General features: G+C 45.2%; 29 protein-coding genes. 12 read left to right on the forward strand and 17 right to left on the reverse strand.

Annotated features, from left to right (window positions below; genetic code table 11):
• Nucleotides 1-317 precede the first annotated feature (317 nt).
• The 3 genes from ABTQ23_RS00360 to ABTQ23_RS00370 form a co-directional block, all read right to left on the reverse strand.
• On the reverse strand, nt 318-1055 hold the full coding sequence (locus ABTQ23_RS00360; protein ID WP_408613632.1) for an amino acid ABC transporter ATP-binding protein: 738 nt from the start codon (nt 1053-1055) through the stop codon (nt 318-320).
• Nucleotides 1052-1723, reverse strand: a complete 672-nt coding sequence (locus ABTQ23_RS00365) for an amino acid ABC transporter permease (protein WP_408613633.1) — start codon at nt 1721-1723, stop codon at nt 1052-1054. The genes ABTQ23_RS00360 and ABTQ23_RS00365 overlap by 4 nt, the downstream gene beginning before the upstream one ends.
• A gap of 95 nt (nt 1724-1818) precedes the next feature.
• Nucleotides 1819-2583 carry an amino acid ABC transporter substrate-binding protein gene (locus ABTQ23_RS00370; protein ID WP_408613634.1) on the reverse strand — a complete coding sequence of 255 codons (765 nt, stop codon included), beginning with the start codon at nt 2581-2583 and terminating at the stop codon, nt 1819-1821.
• Nucleotides 2584-2767: 184 nt separating this feature from the next.
• Here ABTQ23_RS00370 and ABTQ23_RS00375 point away from each other — a divergent pair, with 184 nt between their 5' ends.
• The gene (locus tag ABTQ23_RS00375; protein ID WP_408613635.1) at nt 2768-3301 is read left to right on the forward strand and encodes a cytochrome b; all 534 of its coding nucleotides are present in this window, start codon (nt 2768-2770) and stop codon (nt 3299-3301) included.
• A gap of 43 nt (nt 3302-3344) precedes the next feature.
• On the opposite strand, the gene ABTQ23_RS00380 is transcribed toward ABTQ23_RS00375, so the two are convergent.
• Entirely contained in the window at nt 3345-3860 is a 516-nt protein-coding gene (locus ABTQ23_RS00380) for a Spy/CpxP family protein refolding chaperone (RefSeq protein WP_408613636.1), read from the reverse strand.
• Between the two features lie 111 nt (nt 3861-3971).
• On the opposite strand from ABTQ23_RS00380, the gene ABTQ23_RS00385 reads away from it, so the two are divergent.
• From ABTQ23_RS00385 to pyk, 3 genes are all read left to right on the forward strand, one after another.
• Nucleotides 3972-4451 carry a GNAT family N-acetyltransferase gene (locus ABTQ23_RS00385; protein WP_408613637.1) on the forward strand — a complete coding sequence of 160 codons (480 nt, stop codon included), beginning with the start codon at nt 3972-3974 and terminating at the stop codon, nt 4449-4451.
• Nucleotides 4452-4547: 96 nt separating this feature from the next.
• The gene (locus tag ABTQ23_RS00390; protein ID WP_408613638.1) at nt 4548-5294 is read left to right on the forward strand and encodes an alpha/beta fold hydrolase; all 747 of its coding nucleotides are present in this window, start codon (nt 4548-4550) and stop codon (nt 5292-5294) included.
• A 102-nt stretch (nt 5295-5396) separates the two neighbouring features.
• Nucleotides 5397-6833: a pyruvate kinase gene (pyk, locus tag ABTQ23_RS00395; RefSeq protein WP_408613639.1), complete on the forward strand. Its 1437-nt coding sequence runs from the start codon at nt 5397-5399 to the stop codon at nt 6831-6833.
• On the opposite strand, the gene ABTQ23_RS00400 is transcribed toward pyk, so the two are convergent.
• Complete coding sequence (locus ABTQ23_RS00400) at nt 6820-7509, reverse strand: metal-dependent hydrolase (protein WP_408613640.1); 690 nt, start codon at nt 7507-7509, stop codon at nt 6820-6822. The two genes, pyk and ABTQ23_RS00400, sit on opposite strands and share 14 nt — an antisense overlap.
• 272 nt (nt 7510-7781) lie before the next feature.
• Here ABTQ23_RS00400 and rpmH point away from each other — a divergent pair, with 272 nt between their 5' ends.
• The 6 genes from rpmH to ABTQ23_RS00430 all read left to right on the forward strand — a co-directional run bounded on the left by rpmH (nt 7782) and on the right by ABTQ23_RS00430 (nt 12279).
• Nucleotides 7782-7916: a 50S ribosomal protein L34 gene (gene rpmH, locus ABTQ23_RS00405; protein ID WP_013745661.1), complete on the forward strand. Its 135-nt coding sequence runs from the start codon at nt 7782-7784 to the stop codon at nt 7914-7916.
• A 47-nt stretch (nt 7917-7963) separates the two neighbouring features.
• Nucleotides 7964-8278, forward strand: a complete 315-nt coding sequence (gene rnpA, locus ABTQ23_RS00410; protein WP_408614040.1) for a ribonuclease P protein component — start codon at nt 7964-7966, stop codon at nt 8276-8278.
• Nucleotides 8242-8496 (forward strand): membrane protein insertion efficiency factor YidD, encoded by a 255-nt coding sequence (gene yidD / locus ABTQ23_RS00415; protein ID WP_408613641.1) that lies wholly within the window; start codon nt 8242-8244, stop codon nt 8494-8496. The genes rnpA and yidD overlap by 37 nt, the downstream gene beginning before the upstream one ends.
• 7 nt (nt 8497-8503) lie before the next feature.
• Nucleotides 8504-10162, forward strand: a complete 1659-nt coding sequence (gene yidC / locus ABTQ23_RS00420) for a membrane protein insertase YidC (RefSeq protein ID WP_408613642.1) — start codon at nt 8504-8506, stop codon at nt 10160-10162.
• Between the two features lie 91 nt (nt 10163-10253).
• Nucleotides 10254-11618, forward strand: coding sequence for a tRNA uridine-5-carboxymethylaminomethyl(34) synthesis GTPase MnmE (gene mnmE, locus ABTQ23_RS00425; protein ID WP_408613643.1), 1365 nt, complete (start codon nt 10254-10256; stop codon nt 11616-11618).
• A gap of 40 nt (nt 11619-11658) precedes the next feature.
• Nucleotides 11659-12279, forward strand: coding sequence for a flavin reductase family protein (locus ABTQ23_RS00430; protein ID WP_408613644.1), 621 nt, complete (start codon nt 11659-11661; stop codon nt 12277-12279).
• 57 nt (nt 12280-12336) lie between these two features.
• Here ABTQ23_RS00430 and ABTQ23_RS00435 read toward each other — a convergent pair whose 3' ends face one another.
• From ABTQ23_RS00435 to ABTQ23_RS00455, 5 genes are all read right to left on the reverse strand, one after another.
• Nucleotides 12337-13386 carry a zinc-dependent alcohol dehydrogenase family protein gene (locus ABTQ23_RS00435; RefSeq protein WP_408613645.1) on the reverse strand — a complete coding sequence of 350 codons (1050 nt, stop codon included), beginning with the start codon at nt 13384-13386 and terminating at the stop codon, nt 12337-12339.
• A 267-nt stretch (nt 13387-13653) separates the two neighbouring features.
• A complete protein-coding gene (gene arsB / locus ABTQ23_RS00440; RefSeq protein WP_408613646.1) occupies nt 13654-14652 on the reverse strand; it encodes an ACR3 family arsenite efflux transporter in 999 nt (332 codons plus the stop codon).
• Nucleotides 14653-14665: 13 nt separating this feature from the next.
• Nucleotides 14666-15139, reverse strand: coding sequence for an arsenate reductase ArsC (locus ABTQ23_RS00445; protein WP_408613647.1), 474 nt, complete (start codon nt 15137-15139; stop codon nt 14666-14668).
• Complete coding sequence (locus ABTQ23_RS00450) at nt 15136-15474, reverse strand: metalloregulator ArsR/SmtB family transcription factor (RefSeq protein WP_408613648.1); 339 nt, start codon at nt 15472-15474, stop codon at nt 15136-15138. Before ABTQ23_RS00450 ends, ABTQ23_RS00445 begins: the two co-directional genes overlap by 4 nt.
• A gap of 111 nt (nt 15475-15585) precedes the next feature.
• Entirely contained in the window at nt 15586-16821 is a 1236-nt protein-coding gene (locus tag ABTQ23_RS00455) for an MFS transporter (protein ID WP_408613649.1), read from the reverse strand.
• A gap of 359 nt (nt 16822-17180) precedes the next feature.
• On the opposite strand from ABTQ23_RS00455, the gene gabT reads away from it, so the two are divergent.
• Nucleotides 17181-18461: a 4-aminobutyrate--2-oxoglutarate transaminase gene (gene gabT / locus ABTQ23_RS00460; protein ID WP_408613650.1), complete on the forward strand. Its 1281-nt coding sequence runs from the start codon at nt 17181-17183 to the stop codon at nt 18459-18461.
• Here gabT and ABTQ23_RS00465 read toward each other — a convergent pair.
• From ABTQ23_RS00465 to ABTQ23_RS00480, 4 genes are all read right to left on the reverse strand, one after another.
• Nucleotides 18429-19367, reverse strand: a complete 939-nt coding sequence (locus tag ABTQ23_RS00465) for a LysR family transcriptional regulator (protein WP_408613651.1) — start codon at nt 19365-19367, stop codon at nt 18429-18431. The genes gabT and ABTQ23_RS00465 overlap by 33 nt on opposite strands.
• Before the next feature lie 111 nt (nt 19368-19478).
• On the reverse strand, nt 19479-20081 hold the full coding sequence (locus tag ABTQ23_RS00470) for an alpha/beta hydrolase (protein WP_408613652.1): 603 nt from the start codon (nt 20079-20081) through the stop codon (nt 19479-19481).
• A gap of 67 nt (nt 20082-20148) precedes the next feature.
• Entirely contained in the window at nt 20149-20562 is a 414-nt protein-coding gene (locus ABTQ23_RS00475; RefSeq protein WP_408614041.1) for a DoxX family protein, read from the reverse strand.
• Nucleotides 20563-20696: 134 nt separating this feature from the next.
• The gene (locus ABTQ23_RS00480; protein WP_408613653.1) at nt 20697-21590 is read right to left on the reverse strand and encodes a LysR family transcriptional regulator; all 894 of its coding nucleotides are present in this window, start codon (nt 21588-21590) and stop codon (nt 20697-20699) included.
• A gap of 170 nt (nt 21591-21760) precedes the next feature.
• Between ABTQ23_RS00480 and ABTQ23_RS00485 the strand changes: the two genes are divergently transcribed.
• The gene (locus ABTQ23_RS00485) at nt 21761-22219 is read left to right on the forward strand and encodes a DUF3574 domain-containing protein (protein WP_408613654.1); all 459 of its coding nucleotides are present in this window, start codon (nt 21761-21763) and stop codon (nt 22217-22219) included.
• An 86-nt stretch (nt 22220-22305) separates the two neighbouring features.
• On the opposite strand, the gene ABTQ23_RS00490 is transcribed toward ABTQ23_RS00485, so the two are convergent.
• The 3 genes from ABTQ23_RS00490 to qhpR all read right to left on the reverse strand — a co-directional run bounded on the left by ABTQ23_RS00490 (nt 22306) and on the right by qhpR (nt 25517).
• Nucleotides 22306-23487 carry a NupC/NupG family nucleoside CNT transporter gene (locus ABTQ23_RS00490; protein WP_408613655.1) on the reverse strand — a complete coding sequence of 394 codons (1182 nt, stop codon included), beginning with the start codon at nt 23485-23487 and terminating at the stop codon, nt 22306-22308.
• Between the two features lie 127 nt (nt 23488-23614).
• Nucleotides 23615-24382, reverse strand: a complete 768-nt coding sequence (locus ABTQ23_RS00495; RefSeq protein ID WP_408613656.1) for a DeoR/GlpR family DNA-binding transcription regulator — start codon at nt 24380-24382, stop codon at nt 23615-23617.
• A gap of 73 nt (nt 24383-24455) precedes the next feature.
• The gene (gene qhpR, locus ABTQ23_RS00500; protein ID WP_408614042.1) at nt 24456-25517 is read right to left on the reverse strand and encodes an AraC-like transcriptional regulator QhpR; all 1062 of its coding nucleotides are present in this window, start codon (nt 25515-25517) and stop codon (nt 24456-24458) included.
• Between the last annotated feature and the right edge of the window lie 56 nt (nt 25518-25573).

Raw genomic sequence — 25573 nt, forward strand, 5'->3', positions numbered from 1 at the left:
AAAGTCACAGTTGATCCACATTTTGTGCACCTGATATTCGCTTGGTTAAATCAACTGATCAAGTGCGAAGATCCTGATGTTGTGATCACTTTTATGATCACTTATCCCAAAAGAGATAAAAATCTGCCTGTGTAAAAGTCGGTGATCAATTCAACTGCGCTTAAAAATTTTTTTAGTTTTTCTGCACGAAAATCGCAATCTTTGGACAAAAACTGATGTTTGGCCAAAAAAATATTGAGCTCTTGGGCGGTAAACAGGCATAAAAAAACCGATATCACAGATTGATATCGGTTTTAAAACGGGCTCTTTTGTTAAAATTAGCCGTTAGCCACCTGATTTAAAAAACGCTTTAAGCGTGGGTCTTGAGGGGCATCAAATATTGCTTGGGGTGTTCCTTGCTCAACAATATTGCCTTCGGCCATAAAGATCACTCGGTCTGCAACATCTTTGGCAAACTGCATTTCGTGAGTCACGATAGCCATTGTTTGGTGGCGCTGGGCGAGTTTTTTCATCAATGCGAGTACTTCACCAACCCATTCTGGATCAAGCGCTGAGGTTGGCTCATCAAACAATAATATCTCTGGCTCTAAAACCATTGCTCGAGCAATTCCGACCCGCTGCTGCTGACCGCCTGAGAGCGCCGCCGGATATGCATCGCCTTTATCGGCTAGACCAATATCTGCGAGGATCTGGTCTGCTATTTTTAAGGCGTCTTTGCGATTTTTTTTCTGTACGGTGATGAGCCCTTCGGCAATATTTGCGCGAGCGGTCATGTGGGCGAACAATGCATAGTTTTGAAAGACAAACCCGCAAGCGCGGCGCAGCGCTAAAATGTCACTGCGTTTGGCTTTGGTTACATCAACCGAATGAGAACCTATCGTAATCTGGCCCTGATTGGGCTTTTCTAAAAAGTTAATGCAGCGCAGTAAGGTTGATTTGCCAGTCCCGCTGGAGCCAATAATACAGACGATTTCACCTTTATCGATACTCAGATCGATTCCTTTGAGGATCTCACTATCTCCAAAGCTTTTGTGTAAATTGGTTATCTTAATCATCTCTGGTACGCCTTATTTAACTGTTTTTCAGCCCAGATCTGGACGCGTGTCATGATAAGCACGACGACCCAGTAGATAATTGCCACGGCTAAAAAAGCTTCGAGATATTTAAAGCTTGAAGCGGCTTCAAGTTTTGCCTGCGCCATGATCTCTGCAACGCCAAGGGTAAATGCCAGCGATGTTGATTTGATCATATCGATAAAGTAGTTCACCAACGATGGAAAGGCGATACGCGCAGCCTGCGGCAAAATGATGCGGCGCATGGCCTGTGGCGTGGTCATCCCAATCGATAAGCTGGCTTCCATTTGGCTGCGATCAATCCCTAAAATGGCGGCTCGAATGCTTTCAGCCATATAAGAGGTAAAGTGCAGCGTTAGAGCTATCACCGCTGCGGTAAAGGCATCTATGCCCACCAGCGATGGAAACAGCTGAGGTAGTCCGTAGAAAAACAGAAACATCTGTACCAATAGCGGTGTCCCACGGAAAAAGCTGATATAGAGCTGACTGAGCGGGTCCAGAATTGGGATGCGAAAAATGCGAATATTGGCGATTAAAATTGCCAATATTAGGGCAAAGAACATCCCTAAAACCGACATTTCCATCGTAGTGCTCAGATATTTGAGCAAAATTGGAAACAGATGGAGCATGTATGCAAAATCAAAATTCATAATGCCTCTTTTGGCCTATCTGGCCTTTTGTGTTGTGCTTGGCGATAAAAAAACCCGTCGCAGGCAACGGGTTTTTTTCAATTGGCCTTAGACGATTACTTGGTAATGTCAGTATCAAACCATTTTTCAGAGATTTTTTTCAATGTGCCATTTTTACGTAGCTGCGCCAGAGCTTTGTTTACCTGATCGCGCAGTTGACGTCCTTTAGCATTGTTCACAAATGGCCAAGCATTTTCAATTTTAGAAAACGGTTTGCCTGCCAGTTTTAATGGCAAGTTCGATTTTTTGATCAATTGAGCCGCTGATAGTCGGTCCATCACGTAGGCATCTGCTCGGCCCATGGCTACAACCTGTTCAACCCCTGTTTCAAAGGTTTTGATTTTGATCGTACCGTTATGTTCTTTGTTATATTTTTCCAAAATCTGAGCAAAGTTACTGCCTAAGTCAACGGCGACTGTTTTACCGTTCAGATCTTTTAAAGAATGGATATCTTTATTGTCCTTACGAACGGTAATCTGTACCCCGTCAATCACATATGGGTTTGAAAACAAATATTTTGCTTTGCGCTGTGCGGTGATGGTTATTTGATTTGAAATCGTATTGATTCGACCTGTTTCTAACAGACCAAATAATCCAGAGAAACTGGCGGTGACAAATTTCACATCATAATTATTTTGCTTGCCAATGGCGTTCCATACATCGACTTCAAAGCCCTGCAATTTATCATCGCGAACGAAAGTAAATGGAAAGTAACCGCCTGACATGCCTACTTTTACAACTTGTTTCTGGGCAAATGCTGATGGTGCGCAAACAGCCATGAGTAAAGTGGCGATTGCAAAAATTTTGCTCCAACGTTTCATAAATTCTTTATTCCTTCATAGTGACTAATGCCATTATAAACATGACCATTTTATTCAATTATTCCATTTTGTTATTAAAATGATTATTTACATATAGGTTAATAACAATGTGGTTGCATGATTAGGCTATAAATAGAGCAAGGGTCGATTTTATAAACTCAATCAATGCAGGAGCATGAGCGCTATGCAACGGTTTTCATCTTGGACGATTGGGCTGCACTGGTTGTCAGTTATTTTAGTGGTTGGTGCTTATGTTTGTATCAACTTAAAGGATATGATTCTCGATCACCGAATGAGTGAACTGCTGCGCGTTGCACATTTTAATTGTGGCGGCTTGTTATGGTTGGTGATGATAGCGCGCTTTATGGTGTTTATTCGGCGCTCTAAAGAGGTCGTTATTGTTCCGCCAATTAGCCAGTTGCAACGGATTGCCTCGAAAATTATGCATTGGCTGATGTTTCTCTGCTTTTTGAGCTTGCCGGTGTTGGGGGTTTTATCACTGGCTTTGCAGCAAGAATCGTGGCCTTTTTTGGGAATTATGACACCTGTTTTAGGTGAAGATTTTAAAACATCTGTGCAGCTTCATAAGCTTCATGAATTGATAGCTAATACGGGCTATTTTTTAGTGGGGTTGCATAGCTTAGCGGCGCTTTTTCATCATTTTATTCGAAAAGACAATACATTAGTTAGAATGCTGCCATACAAAAAAGCTCGCTGAAGAGGTTTAAGAAGAAGCTCAAGGCGAGCTTCTTCTTCGCCGTTTATTGCATTGGGCCTGGCATAAAGCCACAATTTGGTTTGGCCATCATCTCTTTTAATTTGGCTTTTTGTGCGTTGGTTAGCACGGAAATTTGTTTGTGCATAAATTCAGCACGTTCAATCGCATGATGTTGCATCCATTTTTCTGCTTGGTGATGCTGTTGCTGCGCCATTTGCTGCATATCGTGAGCGAACTTCTCTTTGTCGAAATGATCGCTAAACATCATCTGTTGCATCTGTTTAAATGGCTTGTCCATTTTCGGACCTGGCCCTTTGTGTTTAAAATCACCATGATGCTCTTTCATCATATTGACTTGTAAGTCAAATAACTTAGCTTTTTGCTCTGTGGTTAGATTCAGTGTCGCCAGTGCTGCCATGAATCCACCTGGGCCTGCACAAAACTGCATCGGGCCACCCATTGGGCCTGGATGGTTCATTTGTCCTCGGGCAAAGCTTGTAGTGCTCATTAAAAGTGGCACTATACCTGCTGCCAGAGCAATTTTTATCGATGTTTTCATCTATGTATCCCTGTTTAGTCGTCATCTCGATACTAAGTTTAGCGTTAAAGGTGTAAAGCTCGGCTAAGCCATGTAAAGTTATGAAAAATCCTTGTCACAAAGCAGATCATTATGCAGTTTATTGCCAGTATTCCAAATGGATTGGTGCAATTGGCCAGCTGGCCTACGAATGCTCAGGAAACCCAGCTTTTTGCAGGTCCCAACCTTTCGTGGCCTTTAAGTGTGAGCAAATTGCTTGATAGTGAGCAAGGCGGTTGGGCTCGTATGCTGATTGATGGTGAGCAACTGTTAGGTTACTGTCAGCTTAAACCCTGTAGTAAAGGCAGTATTCGGTTATGTCGGGTGATTGTTCATCCACAACATCGGCGCCAAGGACTGGGTCGATTGTTAATCGCTCATGCGATTGGATTTGCTCGGGATCAACTTCGTGTAAAAAGAATGGAATTAGGGGTTTATCAACACAACCAAATTGCGTTTAATCGTTATCAATATTTTGGTTTTAAAACGATTCACCAGAGCACTGTTGCATCCAATGATGGTAGCCAATGGACCATCGTGGAGATGGAAAAACACTTAGATCTTCACGGATGAGAATACATCAAGTTATGAATTCGCATCTAAGCTGTATAAATGAGGATTTTTCGCTTTTGCTCAAACACGCAAAAGATATCTGGTAGGGATAAAGTTATGACAGAGCAACAACAGATACTGGATAATCTGAGCCCCGTTGTCCTGATTCGAGGATTGTTAGGCGAGCATTATTATTGGCAGCATTTTCAACAGATGCTTGAGCAAACGCTGCAGCGTAAAGTGATTTTGGTTTCACTTCGCGAGCAATTGAGCAGCCAAACGCAGAGCTCAGCAGCCTTAGTTGAAACTTTTCGTGACCTGCTTTATTCACAAACCCAAAGTCATCAATGTCATGTCGTCAGTTTATCGCTCGGGGCAAATGCTGCGCTTTATTGGCAACAACAATTTAGTGATGAGGTGAAAAGCGTAACATTGATTAACCCGCTGGTGATTGATAAAACGCAGCGCTGGCATCCACTACTTTGGTGGTTGTTGAGCAAAATTGTCGTTTTGTCCATGTTCACATCGAGCCACTCTAAACGCTGGTTTAAACGTTTATCAGCATGGCCGGGATTGCATCCAGAACTCATTGAACAGCCAAGCGCTTTATCGTTGCACAGTTGGCAACTGGTGAAACAGTTTAAGCTGTTTATCAAAGCTAGCTGCTCGTTTTCACCCAAAGTAGCGCTGCAGCTATTAGTTTCTCGCCATGATCATTGGATTAGCGCCTCATTAAGCTATCGTCTGGCCGCAATTTGGCAAGCGCCACTCTTTCCACATCTAAGCGGTGGGCATGATTTGGCGTTGGATGACCCTCGTTGGGTTTGTGAAAAACTAACCGATTGGGTGACGCATTACGATTAATCAGCCAGCTATTTTCAAAGGGCTTTCTTTACTTTCTTAATATTCCATCCCATGCTTTGGCATAACTGCGCAAATTCATCTTGTTAGCTAAGGAGCATGGGTATGTTTCGTCGAACCAAAATTGTTGCCACATTAGGTCCGGCTACGGCGCCTGTCGGCGTGTTGGAACAGATGATCCTCGCCGGGGTGAATATGGTGCGGTTGAATTTCTCTCACGGTAAAAAAGAAGATCACCAAAAACAGGCATCATTGGTTCGCGCCATTGCGAAAAAGCATCATACCCACGTCGCTATTTTAGGTGATCTGCAAGGGCCTAAAATTCGTATCTCAACTTTTAAACAAAGCCCGATAGAGATTTCTGTTGGCGACTCTTTTTGCTTAGATGCCCAGTTGCAACCCGGTGAGGGCGACAATACGCAGGTAGGGTTAGATTATAAAGCGCTGGCCCACGATGTCGTCGCTGGAGATACTTTGTTGCTTGATGATGGCCGAGTGCAATTGCAAGTGATTGACATCGAAGGGGTTAAAGTGCGCTGTAAAGTAACCGTCGGTGGCAAGCTTTCTAACAATAAAGGAATTAACAAAAAAGGTGGCGGACTATCTGCTGCAGCTTTAACGGATAAAGATAAAGCCGATATGTTAATTGCCGCTGCCATCGGTGTTGATTATCTGGCTATCTCGTTTCCGCGCAACGGTGAGGATATGCATTATGCTCGCTCTTTGGCCAAAGAAGCGGGCATGGATAAAGTGCAATTGGTAGCGAAGGTGGAACGAGCTGAAACCGTGGCTAGTGAAGCGGCCATGGTAGATATTATCAATGCCAGTGATGCGGTGATGGTCGCGCGTGGTGATTTAGGCGTTGAGATTGGCGATGCCGAGTTGATGGGGGTGCAAAAGCGGTTAATTTATCTGGCCCGTCAGCATAATCGTGTGGTGATTACCGCCACCCAGATGATGGAGTCGATGATTAGCTCGCCGATGCCAACGCGAGCCGAAACCATGGATGTGGCCAATGCGGTGTTAGATGGTACCGATGCGGTGATGCTTTCAGGCGAAACTGCCGTTGGCGCTTATCCTGTGGCAACGGTTAAAGCCATGGCGAGCGTGTGTGTGGGCGCTGAAAAGCATCCCAGTATCAACGTCTACAACTATCGCCAAGATGAACATTTTGATGAGGTTAATGAAACCATTGCCATGTTGGCAATTTTTGCCGCGCAGCATCAAATTGGGATGAAAGCGATTATTACTTTGACAGAGTCGGGAAGTACCGCGCTGCTTGCTTCGCGATTAAGCTCGCGAATGCCTATTTTGGCTTTGTCGCGCCATGAACAGACCTTAAATCGCTGCGCACTATTTCGCGGGGTTTATCCGGTGTTTTTTGATAAAAGTGGTGATATTAACGATGTGATCCGCGCCGTTTTATCCCAGCTCAAAGAGCAGGGATATTTGCAAAATGGCGACTTGGTGGTGCTGACTCACGGTGATCAAGTCGAATTTAGTGGCACCACCAATACCTGTAAATTGCTTAAAGTGATTTAACAAAGTGCGCTATTGGGGCAAATAGGTGTTCAATTAAATTGAGCCAATAGCTATCAGGCGGCGCTAGATAGTAAAGCCCGGCGATTAAGCCTATCACCACAATACTAAGCAGTGGTTCGCTCCACTGCGTGATTTTAAGGGCGCTACCAAACGATGATTTTAATCGGCCTCCTGCTAAATCTACGCTATATATCTCATCTAATAAAAGGTGAATAATCGCTCCGCAAAACAGAAAACACCCACAGCCCCAAGCGACCCAAGGGCGCATGTCGAGTAAATAATAGCCTGCGACTATCATGATAAGAGCAAATAATAGATTGGCCAGCAGCGAGTGCAAAATGCCGCGATGAATGGTAAACGAGGCAAAACATTGGCGCAGCGGATAATAAACCGCGAGAAAGCTCACAAGCCCCGCTAGCCACAGTTGCCATAATGGCAGCTTAGTATGCAGCGCCACAACGGTTATCACCGCACCAATGCCGGCTAGGAGCTGGAAAATAAGCCGAATCGATGTTGAGTGGTCTGAGTCGATATCGGGCAGAATGCCGCCAAAGGTCCCTGCTGCCCAGAATAATAGCGCCAGTGGGACACTAAGTTGGTAGTGCACGAGTAATCCGGCGGTCATTGCGCCACTGACACCGGCTGCAACAATGGTATGGGTTTTAAAATCGGCCATAACCTACAACAGTTGAAAGAAAAAAGCATTGTAACAAGTTTAACTGTGCAGGAAAGCTCACAGAAACCTAAGTAAGAAGCTTGCCTGTGCGCCAATAATCGCTATAATTTCGCGCTGACCAAGGACAAATTGATGTGGAGTACTAAATTGGCGGTTGGTTTTTCATCAGTGATTGACTTTTACTATGCCAATGATTAGAATTTCGCCTCTTTTTACCAGGCCCATGGGCCTGCTGTACAGTAAAAACTAGCTAGCAAAACGGTAATAATATTATGAAACGTACTTTTCAACCAAGCGTACTGAAACGTAGCCGTACTCACGGTTTCCGCGCTCGCATGGCAACCAAAAAAGGTCGTCAGGTCTTGGCTCGTCGTCGTGCCAAAGGTCGTGCACGTCTGTCAGCCTAATTGTGGCGAATCAGTCGTTCAGCAGGGAGTTACGTTTGTTAACTCCCATGCAATTTAAACAGGTTTTTAATCAACCGATTCGCATCGGCACACCTCAGCTTACTTTTCTGGCTGTAGCCAATCAGCTATCTCATCCCCGCCTTGGTTTGGCCATTTCCAAAAAAAGCGATAAGCGAGCAGTTGCCAGAAATCGAATTAAAAGGCATATTCGAGAGAGTTTTCGGCTGAATCAGCAACAGCTATCGGGCATGGACATTGTTGTAATTTCAAAGTTTGGTGTGTCCAAATTGTCTGATACCGAGCTCAACAAAATATTGGATAAGTCATGGCGACGATTACTGCGCCGTTTCGCTACCTCTTAATTGGGTTAATTCGTTTCTATCAGTTAGCTATTAGCCCGCTAATTGGTCCGCGTTGTCGGTTTACGCCAACATGCTCAAATTATGCGATTGAAGCATTAAAAGTTCATGGTTTGATCAAAGGCAGTTGGTTAGCAATAAAACGTCTATTAAAATGCCAGCCTTTACACTCAGGTGGATACGATCCGGTTCCGCCTGCTCATAAAACTAAAAGAGATTGACTAGATTATGGAATCTCAACGCAATTTATTGTTAATCGGTTTGCTGTTTGTCAGTTTTCTGATTTATCAACAGTGGGGCAAGGATCACAGCCCTAAGCCGGTAAATACAGAACAAACCACGACCCAGACTCAGTCTGCTCAGTCGAACTCGGATGTCCCAACGGCTCCGGGAGAAGCTAAAACAACACCTGCTGACAATGCGAGTGCGCATGGCCAGTTAATCACCGTGCAATCAGATGTTTTAAAACTGACGATTGATACACTCGGTGGTGATATCGTTGAAGCTGATCTTCTCAAATATCCAAAAACTGAGAAAACATCAGATCCAGTTCAACTGCTCAATATCAATGGTGCCCATAAATATACTGCTCGCAGTGGTTTAATCGGTGACAATGGTCCTGATGCGGGTCAATCTCGACCTGTTTATAGTGTCGATAAAAAAGCCTTTACACTGGCTGACGGTCAAAAACAAGTGACTGTTCCACTGACCTATACCGATAAAAACGGGGTTGTTTACCATAAGCTGATCACCTTAGATAAAGGCAGCTATGACGTTAAAGTGGATTATAAAGTCACTAACAACGCGGCAAACAAAATCACCGTTCAACAATTTGCTGAGTTAAAACAGACCACTCAGAAAGCCAAAGGCGGTTTCTTTGGGCATCCAAATTATCGTGGTGGGGCGTATTCATCTGATGATACCCGCTATGAAAAATACACCTTCGATGATATCAAAGATAAAAATCTGAATATCACCACCAAAGGTGGCTGGGTTGCTATGTTGCAGCATTATTTTGCCGCAGCTTGGGTACCACCACAGGATGAAAAAAGTACGCTTTACAGCCAATACAAAGATGACTTTGCTCATATCGGCTTTATCGGTGCGAAAAAAGAAATTGCACCAGGACAAACCGCGCAGCTCAAAAGCTCTATCTGGGTTGGTCCTGAGCTTCAGGATAAAATGGCCGCAGTTGCGCCGCATCTGGATTTAACCGTTGATTATGGTTGGCTCTGGTTTATCTCTCAGCCGCTGTTTAAATTCTTGAAATTCTTGCACAGCTTGGTTGGTAACTGGGGTGTGGCAATTATCCTGATTACGCTGATTGTTAAAGGTGTGATGTATCCGCTGACTCGTGCTCAGTACACCTCAATGGCGAAAATGCGTATTCTGCAGCCGAAAATGAAAGAGCTGCGTGAACGCTACGCCGATGATCGCCAGAAACAGTCTCAGGCGATGATGGAATTATACAAAAAAGAGAAAGTGAATCCGCTTGGTGGCTGTTTCCCAATTGCCTTGCAGATGCCTATTTTCATCGCTCTGTACTGGGCGTTCTTGGGTAGTGTTGAGCTGCGCCATGCACCATTCTTCTTGTGGATCCATGACTTGTCAGCACAAGACCCATACTACATCCTGCCAGTATTGATGGGCATTAGTATGTTCATGATCCAGAAAATGTCGCCAACTGCGGTTGCCGATCCGATGCAGCAGAAAATCATGCAGTTTATGCCAGTGGCATTTACCGTATTCTTCCTGTTCTTCCCATCTGGTCTGGTACTGTACTGGTTGGTCAGTAACTGTGTAACATTGATTCAGCAAACCCTGATTTATCGTGAGCTGGAGAAAAAAGGTCTGCACAGTCGGGATAAAAAAGATAAGAAAAAATAACGATAACGCTTAACGAATCGTTACAAATCTTTAAAATGCCACTGAATCATCGGTGGCATTTTTTTATGCTCTACCAGCAATAGGAGTTTATATGCAAAGCATTGATACCATTGTCGCCCAGGCAACGGCTCCCGGACGCGGCGGCGTGGGGATTGTGCGAGTTTCCGGTCCAAAAGCACAGGTGGTTGCAAAAGCTATGCTCGGGCACTGCCCAAAACCGCGTTACGCTGAATATGTGCCGTTTAAAAATGCCGATGGCGACATGATTGACCAAGGCATTGCGTTATTTTTTAAAGGGCCGCACTCCTATACTGGCGAAGACATTTTAGAGCTGCAGGGCCATGGTGGCCCAGTGGTGATGGATTTACTCATTCAGCAGATTCTAAAACTGGATGATATTCGCACCGCGCGCCCTGGGGAGTTTACCGAACGGGCCTTTTTGAACGATAAAATCGACTTGGCTCAGGCCGAAGCCATTGCCGACTTAATTGAAGCCACCTCCGCGCAAGCGGCTAAAAGTGCCCTTAACTCAATGCAGGGACAATTTTCTAAACAGGTCAGTGCATTAGTCGAACAGTTGATTCACCTGCGCATCTTTGTTGAAGCGGCCATTGATTTTCCTGAAGAGGAGGTGGATTTCTTAGGTGATGGTAAAATTGCCGCTGAGCTGTCCCTTGTTGAGCAGGCATTAACCGGCGTTCGCGCGCAAGCAGGACAAGGCGCGTTGCTGCGCGAAGGGATGAAAGTGGTGATAGCAGGACGTCCCAATGCGGGTAAATCAAGCCTGCTTAATGCACTCGCAGGCAAAGACTCAGCCATTGTGACCGATATCGCTGGTACTACGCGCGATGTACTGCGTGAGTATATTCATCTTGATGGGATGCCGCTACATATTATCGATACCGCAGGATTGCGCGACAGCCCTGACAAGGTCGAACAGATTGGGATTGCTCGCGCGTGGGATGAAATTAATAATGCTGATCGGGTATTGTTAATGGTCGATAGCAGTGAAAGTGATGCTAAAGACCCCACCAATATTTGGCCCGAGTTTATGGCGCGTTTGCCTGAGCATATGGGGCTGAGTGTGGTCCGCAATAAGGCGGATCAAAGTGGTGAAACCATCGGCATGGCGCATGTAGGTGAGATCCCAGTGTTATCACTTTCGGCTAAAACAGGCGAAGGGATAGAGCTATTGCGTGAGCATTTAAAAGACTGCATGGGCTTTCAAGGCTCCAATGAAGGTACTTTTATGGCTCGGCGCCGCCATCTGGATGCGCTGGATAAAGCATTTGAGCATCTTGAAAATGCCCATGTTCAGCTTGAAGAGTATAAAGCCGGCGAGCTGGTGGCCGAAGAGCTTCGGCTCTGTCAGAATGCTTTAAGTGAAATCACTGGTGAATTTACCAGTGATGACTTGCTGGGGCGGATTTTCTCAAGCTTTTGTATCGGTAAATAATCTGGCTCTGGCGCTACTCAATCATCCAACGGGAGATATTATGAGTGAACAATCGTTCCATTTTTATGAACCTAAATTGGGTCACCATTTACCCCATAATCCATTTAAATCGATTATTGCGCCGCGGCCTATTGGCTGGATTGGTTCAAAAAGTGCCGATGGCATTGCCAACCTTGCGCCTTATAGCTTTTTTAATGCATTTTGTGATGAGCCGCCAATCATCGGTTTTGCCAGCAGTGGTTATAAAGATAGTGTGCGTAATATTGAGCAGACTAAAGAGTTTAGTTGGAATTTAGTAACTCGCTCTCTGGCCTCGCAGATGAATCAAAGCTGCGCGAGTGTTGAACCTCAGATCGATGAGTTTGAACTTTGCTCGCTTGAAACAGCCCCTTCAAATATTATTGATGTGCCGCGAGTTGCAGCATCTCCTGTGTCATTTGAATGTCGATTAACGCAAGTGATACGCCTTGAAAATACCGAAGCTGAGCCATTACCTAATTGGTTAGTGCTTGGCGAGGTGGTTGGGGTACACATCGATAAACAGTTTCTAAAAGATGGTGTTTATCAAACCGTTGCCGCGCAGCCAGTGATGCGAGCAGGTGGACCTGCTAGTTATTTTGGCATCAGTTCAAATGAAGAGTTTGAGCTTTATCGCCCGTAACTTTGCTTGAGTTACGATTGCTACGCCGTGGTTATGCTAGGCGTAGCAATGGATGATTTAATCGGTTTGACTAATCACCACTTTCATCGCTTTTTCATCGGCAGCATGCCCAAAGACGTCATACGCTTTCGTAAACTCGTCAAATGAAAAATGGTGAGTGACTAATTTGTCTGGCGCGATTTTGCTGCTTTGAGCGGTGAGTGCTTTTAATAGCATCGGGGTGCTGGTGGCGTTCACAAGCCCGGTGGTCAGTATAATATTTTTCGTCCACAGTTCCTGCAATTGCAGATCAACACTTTGTCCATGTACTCCGACGTTAGCCAAGTGACCGCCTTTACCGACAATTTTCTGGCAAATATCAAAGGTGGCAGGGACACCAACACATTCAATCGCCACATCAACCCCATCGCCATGACACAGTGCATTGATGCGCTGTTCAACATCTTCTTTGGCTGGGTTAATCGTTTGTGTTGCACCAAATTCTCGAGCAACTTCAAGCCGGTTATCATCTAAATCAATCATGATAATTTCTGATGGTGAATAGAACTGGCTAGTCATCATTGCGGCCATGCCAACAGGACCTGCGCCGACAAAGGCAACATTGTCGCCCGGTTTAACCTGACCATTTAAAACACCAATTTCAAAGCCGGTGGGAAGAATATCACTGAGCATAATCGCTGAGTCATCATCAACCCCGTTAGGAATTGGGTATAGGCTGTTATCAGCATGGGGAATTCGGACATATTCAGCCTGAGTGCCATCGATTAAGTGGCCTAAAATCCAGCCACCATCTTCACAGTGAGCAGGTAGTCCTTTTTTACAATAACGACAGCTCCCGCATGAAGTAATGCAAGAGATAATGACTTTATCTCCAACTTTAAAGTGGCTCACTGAGCTTGCGGTTGATTCGACAATGCCAATTCCTTCATGCCCTAAGATGCGCCCCTGGGTGACCTCTGGCAGATCGCCTTTTAAAATATGTAGATCGGTACCGCAAATGGTCGTTTTTAATACTTTTACGATGGCATCGGTTGGGTGTTCTAACTCAGGTTTTGCCACCTCATCATAACTAATCTCATTTGGGCCGTGATAAACAACAGCTTTCATAGTCATTCCTCCATATTAAAAATGCAGTGATGTTTTGCTGTTTCAAGTGGAATAAAAGATAAGAGGGCTCTAATTATTGACGGCACATTTGTTAATGTGAGTCGTGAAGGACAGTTTGGCTCTCAGGGCTGAGATGGGGTTTGGCTGGACAGGCAGTCATCGTCTTTAGACTCAAAAATAAATAATCAGAAATATCCCTTAAGAACAACTTAATCTTATGGCGAAAATCTGTTGTGAGTATTATCGCAGAACTTAGTCTGCTAATGATTAGATTCGATTTTTGCGATTGAGATACCACACTAAAGAGAGCATCACAGGCACTTCAATTAATACCCCAACAACGGTTGCAAGCGCAGCTCCTGAGTGCAGGCCAAACAGTGAAACTGCAACCGCTACCGCCAGTTCAAAGAAATTTGAGGTACCGATCATGCACGCTGGGGCGGCGATATTGTGAGGTAGTTTTAAGAGTTTGGCACCTATATAACCCAGTCCAAAAATACCATAGGTTTGAATTAAAAGAGGAATGGCAATTAAAAGAATAATCAGTGGCTTACTAATGATTGTTTGGGCTTGCAACGCAAAGAGAATCACCACAGTTGCGAGTAAGACGATGATGGACCAAGGTTTGAGTTGGGCGCAAAACGAATTGAGCTGCTCTTTGGGTAAACGAGCCCGAGTGATTGCGCCAGCTGCCAGTGGCAGCACAACATAAAGTAGCACAGAAATAAGCAAGGTTTGCCACGGCACGGCAATATCGCTAATGCCTAATAGTAACGCGGTGATCGGAGCGAATGCGACAATCATAATTAGATCGTTCAGTGCCACTTGCACTAAAGTGTAGTTAGGATCTCCTTTGGTCATCTGGCTCCAGATAAACACCATCGCAGTACACGGAGCTGCGCCAAGTAAGATCATTCCCGCGACATAACCAGAGGCTTCTTGATGATTGACCCATCCGGAAAATAGGCCATAGAAAAACACACTACCTAGCAGTGCCATGGTAAAGGGTTTAATCAGCCAGTTGATGACAATGGTGAGTAATAACCCTTTGGGACGGTTTTTCACCTCTTTAATGGCTTTAAAATCAATTTGTACCATCATTGGGTAGATCATGGCCCAAATCAGCACAGCGACCACTAAATTGACGTGTGCATATTCAAGCGAAGCGATGACACTGAACAACCCTGCAAACAGATTGCCAAACACCACGCCCGCAACGATGCAAAGCGCAACCCACAGTGATAAATATCTTTCAAAGCGTCCCATGCTGAATGTCCTTTTAAGCTTTTATATCGGCGCCTAGCGCTTTAAATGCTTCTTGCCAGCTCTGTTTATCCTGAGCTGCTATCTGTTTAAGCTCAATCACTCGCTCTTTAATGGTTTGAATTGTTTGCATAAAAGCATTTTCGATTAGAGCGTCATCACCGCGTAGCTTGGATGGGTCGCTAAGTCCCCAATGAACTTGTAAAGAGTGGCCAAACCAAACTGGACAACTCTCTTTTGCTGCACTGTCGCAGACGGTAATTACGACATCGGGTGCAAATGAGTGCATCTCATCCCAAGACTGACTTTTTAGTTGGTCGGTGGCGATACCAACCTGATTAAGATATTTAATCGATAACGGATGAACTTGCCCGACTGGCTGACTCCCCGCGCTTCTGGCATTGAGTAGGCCATCGCCATAGTGGTTAGTGATTGCTTCGCTTAAAATGCTGCGACAACGGTTATGGGTACAGATATAAAGAATTTTCATCGAGGGCTCTCACATGTCTTGAGGCTGGTTGTAAGTCGTTGGCTGCACTGCGTTAAATAAGCTGGCTGCGCTTTTATCGTCTGTTGTAACAATTGAACAATCCACATCGCGAGATCGGGTGCAAGTTGATAGTAGCGCCATTTGCCTTGTTGAGTGTCTAGTACCAACGATGCTTGGCGTAGCATCGCTAAATGCCGAGACACTTTAGGCTGCGATAAGTTGAGTGCATCGGTGAGGTGACAGACACATAACTGCTTATTTTCACAGAGCAAGAGCAATATTTTTAAGCGAGTATCATCGGCTAACAATTTAAATAAGTTGAGCGGTTCTATCATCTTTACTCCTTAAACATATACGAAATATCATATATGTTTAGACGTATGTCAAAGTCTATTTGTTTTACGTGATGAAAAATTACCGCAATTTACCCAAGAGAAACCGCACGATTATTTACTGGCTTGAAGTGATGAATCGGCCGGTTTGCTAAAGATAAAATAACTTAAGGCGATTAAGGCGGCGACAATCCCGGACATTGCGCCAATGGCAAGCCCCCAGCGAGCGCCAAAGTGGTTGATGACCCACCCAACAATCGGTGCGCCAAAGGGCGTTCCACCCATCATAATGGCCATTCGAATCGCGATGACTCGACCGCGCATCGACTGTTCTGTCGATAATTGCACGAGGCTATTGTTGTTATTATTAAAAATTAGTGTCGCAAGCCCAACAACAATCAAGATAATAGCAAACCAGCCATAGCTAGGTGAAAACGCGGCAAAAGCGCAGCCAATCCCAAATAATAAGGCACTAAAGAGCAAGTTGCGCATATGCGGTTTTTCTTGAATGGCTGAAAAAATGGCGCCACTGACCGTGCCCATCGCCATGCACGAAGATAAAAATCCGTAGCCTTTGGCTCCGGTGTGAAACACCGATGCAGCCATCGTTGAAATATACAGCGGAAAATTCAAACCAAAGGTGCCAATCACAAACGCCATCAACAAAATAGTTCGTAAATCTCTGCGTCGGCACACATAACGAAAACCAGCCGTTAAACTGCCTTTGGTGCGCTGGGGGCGAGTGAGTTGGAAAAACTCACTCGGGCGCATAAATTGTAAAGACGTTAAAACCGCCAGAAATGATGCAGCATTGATAATAAACGCCCAACCTGTGCCCACCGCTGCAATAATCAGCCCGGCAACGGCAGGGCCAATCATTCGTGCTGCATTAAAAGAGGTTGAGTTAAGTGATATCGCGTTACTGAGATACTGATCACCGACCAGATCGCCAACAAATGTCTGGCGAACGGGCGCATCGATTGCCGCGGTGCAGCCAAATAAAAACGCCAGTAAATAGACTTCCCACAGTGTAATTGCACCCGTTACGGTAAGAATGCCTAAAATCAGTGCCAATAGACACAAGATGCCTTGCGTAGTCATCACCAATTTATGGCGGTTAAAGTAGTCAGCACAAAAACCACTGATAGGTAATAACAACAGCTGCGGGCCGAATTGACAAGCCATGACAATCCCAACTGCCGTCGCATTATGATGGGTTAGTTGGGTCAACACTAGCCAGTCTTGAGCGGTGCGCTGCATCCATGTGCCAATGTTTGAAACAACTGAACCACCGGCCCACAGCCGGTAGTTGTAGTTTTTCAAAGAGCGAAAGAGTTTATGTATGAGCATTGGCTATTGGTGATTTTCTCAAGTCGTAACAGGCGCGAGCGCAACAGAAGATGAAGCCAGCGACACGTTGGTGAACATTAGATGAACCTATCGGCCCACTTTACCAATTTAGCTGACTTATACAATTAAATATTTAGATATATCTTTGCCTTTGGTTCGCATGGTTATTGCTTAAAGTTTTGTCACCATCAAACTATGCATTGATTTACCGTTATTTTTAAGTTTTTTGGGGACATTTAATATCGATTCATTAGGGGCTGTTAGTCTTTTGCGATTGAATTTTGGTCAAACTAAACCATCGCAAAAGCTCTATTACTCCTATCACTATTTATTCTAAACATCGCTCAACAGGGGGTCGCATGGATAATCAGCAACTGGCAAAACGACGCAAGGACGCGTTTGCTAATGGACAAAGCAGTGCCTTTGATATTTTTATTGAACGCGCCGAAAATGCACAATATTGGGACAGTGACGGTAATCGTTATATCGATTTAGGTGCTGGGATCGCAGTTTTAAATACTGGCCATCGTCATCCCAAAGTCATTGCCGCAGTGAAAGAGCAGCTTGAACATGTCACCCACACCTGTCTGACCGTCACTCCTTATGAAGTTGCTGTGAGCTTAGCTGAGCGGTTAAACCAGTTGGCTCCCGGGGAAAGTCGTAAAAAAACAGTTTTATTTTCATCAGGCTCTGAAGCGATTGAAAATGCGATAAAAATCGCCCGTCATTACACAAAGCGCAGCGGTGTGATTGCCTTTGATGGTGGTTTTCATGGCCGTACGGCGATGGCGATGGCTTTAACGGGGAAAGTTGACCCTTATAAACGTGGTTTTGGGCCGTTTCCTGGGGATGTTTATCACGTCCCTTATCCAAATGAATATCTAGGTATTAGTGAGCAACAAGCGCTCGATACCTTAAATATGCGCTTTAAAGTCGATATTGAACCGCAAAGAGTGGCTGCCATTGTCATTGAGCCAGTGCAGGGCGAAGGCGGTTTTTATCAAGCGCCGATAAGCTTTTTGCAAACTCTGCGCGCGTTATGTGATGAACATGGCATTGTGCTGATTATTGATGAAATCCAAAGCGGTTTTGCTCGAACCGGGAAACTGTTCGCCTGTGAGTATGCGCAGATTGAACCAGATCTAATGACCATCGCTAAAGGTATCGGTGGCGGATTTCCTCTCTCTGGCGTAGTCGGCAAAGCATCGATTATGGATAGTGCCCAACCGGGTGGAATAGGCGGCACTTACGGTGGTTCGCCTGTTTCATGTGCAGCGGCCTTGGCGGTGTTAGATGTTATCGAGCAAGAGCAACTTTGTGACAAAGCTTTGGCTATTGGTGAGCTGTTATCTAGTCGCCTTAATCAGCTTGCGCAAAGCTACCCAGCGCAGATAGGTCAGGTGCGACATCTTGGCGCCATGGTCGCCTTTGAGCTCGTTAAAGATGGTGATGCTAGTGTTCCAAATCCGGAACTGACCAAACAAATCGTGAAAACAGCCAGTGAGCATGGGCTAATTTTATTATCCTGTGGTATTCGCTCAAATGTGGTTCGTCTATTACCGGCTTTAACTGCTCCGCAAGAGATTTTAACCGAAGCGATGGATAAATTAAGTGCTGTGTTTGCCGAGCTGCTCGGTTAGCAGTTGCCAGAATAGTTCACGAGGTTTATGTGGTTGCGCGGTTTTACGACAGACCGCCGCAACCCCTAACTGGTAATGGCGCGTTTGAGGATTAAGCGCAATAATTTGACCCGTTGAAACATAATGTTGGGCATAAAATTCGGGTAAAAAGCCGATGTAATTGCCCGATAAAATTAAGCTCAAGCGCACATCATAAAAATAAGCAGCTGCCGTTAAATTCAAGTTGATCAACTGGTTATTGACCTGCTCATGAGCTTTAAGCTCGGCGTGAGCCGCGGGGGCTAAATCAATGGCTTGCTCGCTAAGCGTGCCACTAAGAGCTTTTTGGCTGAGCGGATGATTAAGCGCGCAGTACAGATAACAGGTATCAGCATATAGCTGCTGATAACTTAACCCCTCAAGTTCGCGGTGATAGGGGATAAAACCGATGTCCGCTTCATGATTTAACAATCGTTGCTCAATATCAGCCATGGCTCGAATATCGGTGATAAGCTGCACCTGCGGCGCTTTTTGCGCATAACTTGCCACCAGTTCGGGAAAATTTGCGCGTGAGTCAAGACAGATATTGTCAGACATTAAAATGCGTAATTGGCCGGTAAGGCTACTGTTCAGGTTATTGACGCCATTTCGAAATTTTTCCAAAGAATCGAGCACTTCTTGCGTCATTGCAAAGATGATGGCACCTTCCTCGGTGAGCGCAAACCCTGCACGACCGCGCTGACACAGGCGTAAATTAAGACGGGATTCTAGATTACTGATATGGGAGCTGATGGTTGAGCGGCCAATATTGAGCTTGGTTTCAGCAGCGGCAAAGCCACCACATTCAACCACGGTTTTAAAAACGCGTAACTGTTTTAGTTCATAGTCGCTCATCTGTTTGAGCGAGTAATTGGTCGCCTGATGCATCCTGTTATCCGACTTTTACGGGGCTTTTATCTAAGAGATATATAGAATTACATCAGGCTTGTCTAGAGCTCAAAAGCCTTTGATATGATTATTAAAGGCTTATTGCTTAAATTAGCTCAGCTGTTTTTTTATGAAGTTCAAAGCACGCTCTGCACCATCTGCTGAAACTTGATGGGCTAGATTAGGTTCAAAATAGGTTTGGACATCAACGCCAAGGGTTGATAACTCTTTTGCGGCAAGCTCTGCTAAGACTGGTGGCATCACTGGATCGCTCAGTCCGTGAATAATCAGTACATGACTGTCTGATTGTGGCGTAAGTGGCTCAGGCGATGCTAATCGGCCTGAGAACGCAACCACCCCAGCAAGATTGATGCGACCGCTAGCGAGTACATCTAAGGCCATAATTGAACCTTGTGAAAATCCAACCAAGACTAACTTATCATGCTGGGGGTTAAAGTCATTTGCGGCAAATAGTTCATTTAGGTGGGCATCAAAGCTTTGCCGCGCGGATAGGATCCGAGCTGGGCGGTTTTGTTCGGTGACGCCACTGACGCTAAACCACTGATAGCCGCGGCCAAAATCACAAGGCTCAGGGCCATTTGGACTTAAAAATTGGACATCTGGCAGCTGCTCTTGCCACATTTTTCCTAAGCCTGCTAAATCGCTGCCTTGGCTGCCAACGCCATGTAAGAAAACGACTAATTTTTTGCTCATGATGACCCCTTTGTTTGCCGATTTGAATAAAATAAGCCCAGGTTAAACCTGGGCTTTGCAGTGTAGTTTATGCTGGTACTTTAATCGGTGTTGGTTTAAGTGCATATTTACCATCACCAGTTAAGGCCAGAACAATCAGACCGACAATCCAGAAAGCTGGGTATTCCCAACCACCGTTGGCATCAGTGAAGAAGAATCCAGCAGGACCATGAACGGTCACAATGGCACCTAACAGCACTGGAATCATGACAATCGCAACCAGTCGTGGCCAGATGCCCAGAACCAGCGCAATGGCTCCTAACAGTTCCCAAACCATGGTGATGTAAGCCAGAGCGCCAGGCAATCCCAGTGATTCAAAAAAGTGTGCGGTGCCAGCTGGTGTAAAGACGAAATATTTCAGTCCCAGGTGAGCGAAAAATAAAATCCCTAAGACAACACGTAATAACAAAGCTGCGTATGGAGTTGTTCTATTGTCAATCATCATCATTCCCTCGTTTTGAATTGGTTTATCGTTTGACTTGAGAGAATCTTATATTATTTCCATTTGTATTATTATATGGGTAAATTGAATAATATAATTTCCATATTGGAATAAATTAAAATAATTGATTGTTTTTAAAATAATTTTTGTTGAAACCATGCACTTAAAAAATCAATCAATACGCGAGATTTTTGTGCAAGATGGCGAGCTGGTGGATAGATCACATACAATCCCAGTGGCGGCATTTCATATTCTTGCAAAATTATCTCAATTTGTTGTTCCTGAAGGGCTTTTGAGGCAACAAAAATAGGCAGTTGCGCCACACCTAATCCAGCACAAACCGCCTGTAAACAGGCGTGCGGGTCAGACATTCTTAAGCGACCCTTGACCGGCAAGTCATAATCTTGGCCATTTTCACAAAACCGCCAGAGTCTTGGGGTGCGCGAATTTGAATCGATAATTTGGGCGTGATTGGCCAGTTGCTGCCAGTGGTTCGGGCGTCCTTGTTTGGCGAGATATTCTGGGGATGCGACAACTGCCACTCGAATATCACCGAGCTTGCGCGCCATCAAACTACTGTCATCAAGCTTGCCAATCCGAATGGCTAAATCAAACCCCTCGTTGACAAGATTCACTAACCGGTCGGTAAAGTTAACGTCGAGCTCAATCTGTGGATATTGACTGGCAAAGCGCATTAAAACCGGTGTGAGCTGGGTCGGACCAAAGCTTGATGGCGCTGAAATAGTGAGTTTGCCGGAAGGGTTTCGGGCGATATTGCGAACCGATGCATCGAGCGCATCAAACTCTTCAAGCAGGGTTTTGACGCGCTCATAATAGGACAGTGCCACGTCAGTTGGGGAAAGAGCACGGGTGGTGCGCTTAAAGAGCTGAATATCGAGTTCTTGTTCAAGCTTTGAGATAAGCTTGGATGCTTGACCGGCACTGGTGCCAAGGCGTTTGGCCGCTTTTATAAAGCTACCTTGCTCCATTACCGCAACAAACATGCGGTCACACTCGATGCGATCCACCAGCGCCTCCTTTGATTGAATGCTACATTTTAGTGTATTGATTGTACTTAATTTTTACTCTAATGCGTGGGCTTTTATGCGGTATCCTTGGCAGATAACGTTAATTGATTAAACTACCTTGGGTGCTCATTCATGGGTAGAATAATGTTTCTTCTTTAAACGGAGTCTTCATGCAAATGAACCAATTTATCACTCGCCGTCACTTAGTCGGTGGCCTTGTCTTATCGTTTACTCTGGCTCTATCTGGATGTGCACTAGAAAAACCAGCACCTAAAACGAGCGATGTTCATGCGTGTCAGGTCGGCTCAGTCATGGCTCAAAGTACGTTATATTTTGGGATGAGCCGCACCGATGGGCCGAATATTACCCAAGCGCAGTGGCAGAGTTTTGTGAATAATGAAGTGACCCCGCGGTTTCGTGATGGGTTAACGGTATTTCGAGCCAGAGGGCAATGGTTGGGTGAAGATGGTAAAATTGCCAGAGAACCTAGCCGCGCACTGCTATTGATTTATCCGCGAGACGATAAAGCCAGTAACGCTAAAATTGAAAAAATTCGCAAAATCTACATGCAGCAGTTCCACCAAGAATCGGTGATGAGAGTAGATAGCAGCTCTTGCGTTTCATTTTAATTTAATCGAAAACAGTTCATAAAGAAAAAGCCAGTCAAGTTAAATGACTGGCTTTTTATCTGTGCAAGTTAATCTCGTAAGATAGCTTAGAGCACGGCCCCAACCACAGCGGCTGATAATAAGCTTACCAACGTTGCGCCATAAACGAGGCGAAAACCAAATCGAGAAACCACATTGCCTTGTTTTTCGCTGACGGCTTTAATTGCGCCAGCAACAATGCCAATAGAGGCAAAGTTGGCAAATGAGACTAAAAAGACCGACAAAATTCCTAAGCCTCTTGGGGTGAAATTCATCGCGATTTTTTGTAGCGTTTGCATCGCAACAAACTCATTGGCAATCAATTTTGTCGCCATAATAGAGCCTGCTTGCAGTGCATCGGCTGATGGAATACCGATAATCCAAGCCAGTGGATAGAAGATATAGCCCAGTAACTGCTGGAATGACAAACCAAAGATTGCCGAGAAAATCGCATTGAGCAGCGCGATTAGCGCAATAAAGCCTATCAGCATCGCAGCGACAATCATCGCAACTTTAAAGCCCGCTAGAATGTATTCTCCCAGCATCTCAAAGAAGCTCTGTTTTTCATGGAGCTGTTCAAGCTTTACTTCTGGTTCAGCCCCTGGGTGGTAGGGGTTAATCAGCGATAAAATAATAAAAGTTGAGAACACATTTAAGATGATGGCAACCACCACGTAACGGGGTTCAATCATCTTCATATAGGCACCCAGAATCGACATTGAAACCGTCGACATCGCCGTTGCTGCCATGGTGTACATGCGCCGTGGTGATTGCTGGGCAAGAACGGTTTTATAGGCGATGAAGTTTTCTGACTGGCCTAAAGTGAGTGAGCTAATGGCATTAAACGATTCAAGCTTACCCATGCCGTTTACTTTCGAAAGGATGGTTCCAATGATTCGAATCAGCCACGGCAGAATACGAAAATGCTGCAAAATACCGATAAGTGCTGAGATAAAGATGATTGGACAAAGCACATTTAAAAAGACATATGCCATCCCTTTGGGACGCATTCCATTAAACACAAAGTCGGTGCCTGTTCCGGCAAAAACCATTAATTTATCAAATAGTTCAGCAATGGCATGAACGACGGCAATACCGCTTTGGGAATGGAGCATTCCCCAGGCAAGTGCTATCTCAATAACAAGTAGCTGAATAATATAACGAGGGCGAATTTGGCTGCGTTCGAAGCTAACTGCAATAGCTAGCGCGAAAATAACAACCAGAGCCAATCCAAAATGCAGCAGTGGCATAACGTTTTCCGTGGTGATTAAAAAAGCGCCGCGAAGTCTAGCACAGCGCTGGTGGTGATAAAACGGTTAATCTACTCTGCTTTGATTTAGCTACCTCCGCCTGTGATAAAATCAGGTTTCTCAGGCTTTAAGCTGAGTAAACATCAACCCCCTGTTGCGCGATTTTCTCTAAAAGAACCGCATTGCTGGCACTTTTATTGGTGACTAATTTATCGACTTTGGCCAATGGTGCGTAAATGAAACGGCTCACTTTGCCAACTTTACTATGATCGGCCAGCACAATATGGTGTTTGGATTGGGCGAACATGGCCTGAGCAATGGCGCTTTCCCATTGATAATAACTGCTGATTCCACCGCTGCTAATACCCACTGGCGAAACAATTGCCACATCCGCATGATAGCGATAGATAGCATTGATGGTTTCCTCTCCACGGGTTTCATTGGCGCCTGAGAACATGTTGCCACCGAGCAAAATCACCTCATTTTGGGTCGGATTTTGACCGTGGTTGAGCGTTAGTGCCACCTGTAAACTGTTGGTGATAATCGTCAGATTCATCGAGGCTTTAAGCTGTTCTGCCAAATGAGAGGTGGTACTGCCAGCATCGATAAAGATAGTTTGCTCTGGTGCGATGAGTTGGGCACATTGTTTAGCAATGTGAATTTTCTCTTGGGTGCGAGCGCCTTGGCGAATAATTAGCGGCGGCTCCGCTGGGGCATCGAGGGCGACAATCCCACCATGAACACGGGCGGCCAGCCCTTGCGTGGTGAGCTTGATAATATCGCGACGAATTGTTTCACGGGAAACATTCAGCGCGTCCATCAGTTGCTCGTTGTTAAGCTGACGATACTGGCCAAGCAGTGCCTGAATTTTTAACAGTCGAGTTTGTTGCAGCATATTTCATCATGGTCACTAATTGCTGGCGTTATCAGAGCATAAATCAGTCTCGAGTGCATCCATTTGTTGGCTGTTAATGCGCTTGGCTTTGGTTTTGTCGGTATTGGCGTGGACTCATGCCAAACCAACGACGAAAGGCGCGCGAGAATGCGCTCGTTTCTGAGTAACCAAGTAGCATGCCCATCTGTGAAATTGGAATTTGTTTTTGACTTAAATAATGGGTTGCCACTTCTTGGCGAACCAAGTCAACTAAGCCACTAAAGCTTAAATTTTCTTGGCGTAAGCGCCGCTGTAGTGACCAGAGAGATAAATTTAATTGTTCTGCGATGGTTTCTAAATCGGGTTCGCCATCGAGCAGTGCACTTTGAATTTGGGCGCGGGTTTGGTTGATGACATCCTGTCCCGGCGGCTGCATATTTAACCGTTTCAGCGCATCCAGCATAACGCCCAGTAGAATAGGGTCATGCCCCGGCATGGCGCGGTTAAGATCGCTTTTGGGGATCAACAACGAATTAAACGGCTGTTCAAAATAAACCGGCGCATCAAAGACTTTACAGTGTTCATGCCATTGTTCTGGACGCGGATGCTCAAAGTGAACTTCGCGCGGTGCCCAGTTTTTACCCGCAGACTGTCGAATCAGATTAAATATCATCCCCATGGTTAGCTCGGCATCTTGGCGGCGGCAAACAATAGCGCCGTGGCGAACCTGATAATCAAAGCGATAGCATTCGCCCTGTTCTACAAATTGCACAAAGGTGTCGTGTTGGTGCCAGTGAAAGGCATAAGCGACATTGGTTAACGCCTGAGCTAAGTTAGCAGAACATAAACCAATGTAACCGATGAGTCCTAACGATTGGGGTTGAAATTGACGGCCATAATAGAGGCCAAAGTTATCAAACTGGCTCTCTTTGGCTGCTTCTTCAAGCACTTGGCAATAGTTCACCAATTGCAGTGATTGAGTTGGCGAGTTAAGAATTTCTGGGTTAATGCCACTGCGGCCTAAAATTCGGTCCACATCCGCACCATATTGGCCGATGAACTGATCTAAGCCACTAGCGGCAGCGGCCAGCACCCCTTGGTTTACACAAACATTTTCACGCAGCGCATCGCCAATCAGCGGGCGGGTAATCAACATTTGGTCAGTCATCATAAAACCTTATGCGATAGTGGACATAAGGTTTTATAAAGCAA

The sequence above is a fragment of the Celerinatantimonas sediminis genome (genome assembly GCF_046054195.1).
Taxonomy (GTDB): Bacteria; Pseudomonadota; Gammaproteobacteria; order Enterobacterales; family Celerinatantimonadaceae; genus Celerinatantimonas.

Bases quoted from the DNA above. Each gene is read 5' to 3' on its own strand.
- ABTQ23_RS00380 (WP_408613636.1), bottom strand. From the start codon at position 3,860: ATGAAAACATCGATAAAAATTGCTCTGGCAGCAGGTATAGTGCCACTT.
- yidC (WP_408613642.1), top strand. From the start codon at position 8,504: ATGGAATCTCAACGCAATTTATTGTTAATCGGTTTGCTGTTTGTCAGT.
- ABTQ23_RS00370 (WP_408613634.1), bottom strand. From the start codon at position 2,583: ATGAAACGTTGGAGCAAAATTTTTGCAATCGCCACTTTACTCATGGCT.
- ABTQ23_RS00455 (WP_408613649.1), bottom strand. From the start codon at position 16,821: ATGCTCATACATAAACTCTTTCGCTCTTTGAAAAACTACAACTACCGG.
- ABTQ23_RS00375 (WP_408613635.1), top strand. From the start codon at position 2,768: ATGCAACGGTTTTCATCTTGGACGATTGGGCTGCACTGGTTGTCAGTT.
- ABTQ23_RS00470 (WP_408613652.1), bottom strand. From the start codon at position 20,081: ATGAGCAAAAAATTAGTCGTTTTCTTACATGGCGTTGGCAGCCAAGGC.
- rnpA (WP_408614040.1), top strand. From the start codon at position 7,964: ATGCAATTTAAACAGGTTTTTAATCAACCGATTCGCATCGGCACACCT.
- ABTQ23_RS00475 (WP_408614041.1), bottom strand. From the start codon at position 20,562: ATGATTGACAATAGAACAACTCCATACGCAGCTTTGTTATTACGTGTT.
- yidD (WP_408613641.1), top strand. From the start codon at position 8,242: ATGGCGACGATTACTGCGCCGTTTCGCTACCTCTTAATTGGGTTAATT.
- mnmE (WP_408613643.1), top strand. From the start codon at position 10,254: ATGCAAAGCATTGATACCATTGTCGCCCAGGCAACGGCTCCCGGACGC.
- ABTQ23_RS00390 (WP_408613638.1), top strand. From the start codon at position 4,548: ATGACAGAGCAACAACAGATACTGGATAATCTGAGCCCCGTTGTCCTG.
- ABTQ23_RS00360 (WP_408613632.1), bottom strand. From the start codon at position 1,055: ATGATTAAGATAACCAATTTACACAAAAGCTTTGGAGATAGTGAGATC.
- ABTQ23_RS00400 (WP_408613640.1), bottom strand. From the start codon at position 7,509: ATGGCCGATTTTAAAACCCATACCATTGTTGCAGCCGGTGTCAGTGGC.
- ABTQ23_RS00490 (WP_408613655.1), bottom strand. From the start codon at position 23,487: ATGCCACTGCTGCATTTTGGATTGGCTCTGGTTGTTATTTTCGCGCTA.
- ABTQ23_RS00495 (WP_408613656.1), bottom strand. From the start codon at position 24,382: ATGCTGCAACAAACTCGACTGTTAAAAATTCAGGCACTGCTTGGCCAG.
- ABTQ23_RS00365 (WP_408613633.1), bottom strand. From the start codon at position 1,723: ATGAATTTTGATTTTGCATACATGCTCCATCTGTTTCCAATTTTGCTC.
- ABTQ23_RS00430 (WP_408613644.1), top strand. From the start codon at position 11,659: ATGAGTGAACAATCGTTCCATTTTTATGAACCTAAATTGGGTCACCAT.
- ABTQ23_RS00445 (WP_408613647.1), bottom strand. From the start codon at position 15,139: ATGAAAATTCTTTATATCTGTACCCATAACCGTTGTCGCAGCATTTTA.
- ABTQ23_RS00465 (WP_408613651.1), bottom strand. From the start codon at position 19,367: ATGCATCAGGCGACCAATTACTCGCTCAAACAGATGAGCGACTATGAA.
- ABTQ23_RS00450 (WP_408613648.1), bottom strand. From the start codon at position 15,474: ATGATAGAACCGCTCAACTTATTTAAATTGTTAGCCGATGATACTCGC.
- rpmH (WP_013745661.1), top strand. From the start codon at position 7,782: ATGAAACGTACTTTTCAACCAAGCGTACTGAAACGTAGCCGTACTCAC.
- gabT (WP_408613650.1), top strand. From the start codon at position 17,181: ATGGATAATCAGCAACTGGCAAAACGACGCAAGGACGCGTTTGCTAAT.
- ABTQ23_RS00435 (WP_408613645.1), bottom strand. From the start codon at position 13,386: ATGAAAGCTGTTGTTTATCACGGCCCAAATGAGATTAGTTATGATGAG.
- pyk (WP_408613639.1), top strand. From the start codon at position 5,397: ATGTTTCGTCGAACCAAAATTGTTGCCACATTAGGTCCGGCTACGGCG.
- ABTQ23_RS00385 (WP_408613637.1), top strand. From the start codon at position 3,972: ATGCAGTTTATTGCCAGTATTCCAAATGGATTGGTGCAATTGGCCAGC.
- ABTQ23_RS00485 (WP_408613654.1), top strand. From the start codon at position 21,761: ATGCAAATGAACCAATTTATCACTCGCCGTCACTTAGTCGGTGGCCTT.
- arsB (WP_408613646.1), bottom strand. From the start codon at position 14,652: ATGGGACGCTTTGAAAGATATTTATCACTGTGGGTTGCGCTTTGCATC.
- qhpR (WP_408614042.1), bottom strand. From the start codon at position 25,517: ATGTTGATTACCCGCCCGCTGATTGGCGATGCGCTGCGTGAAAATGTT.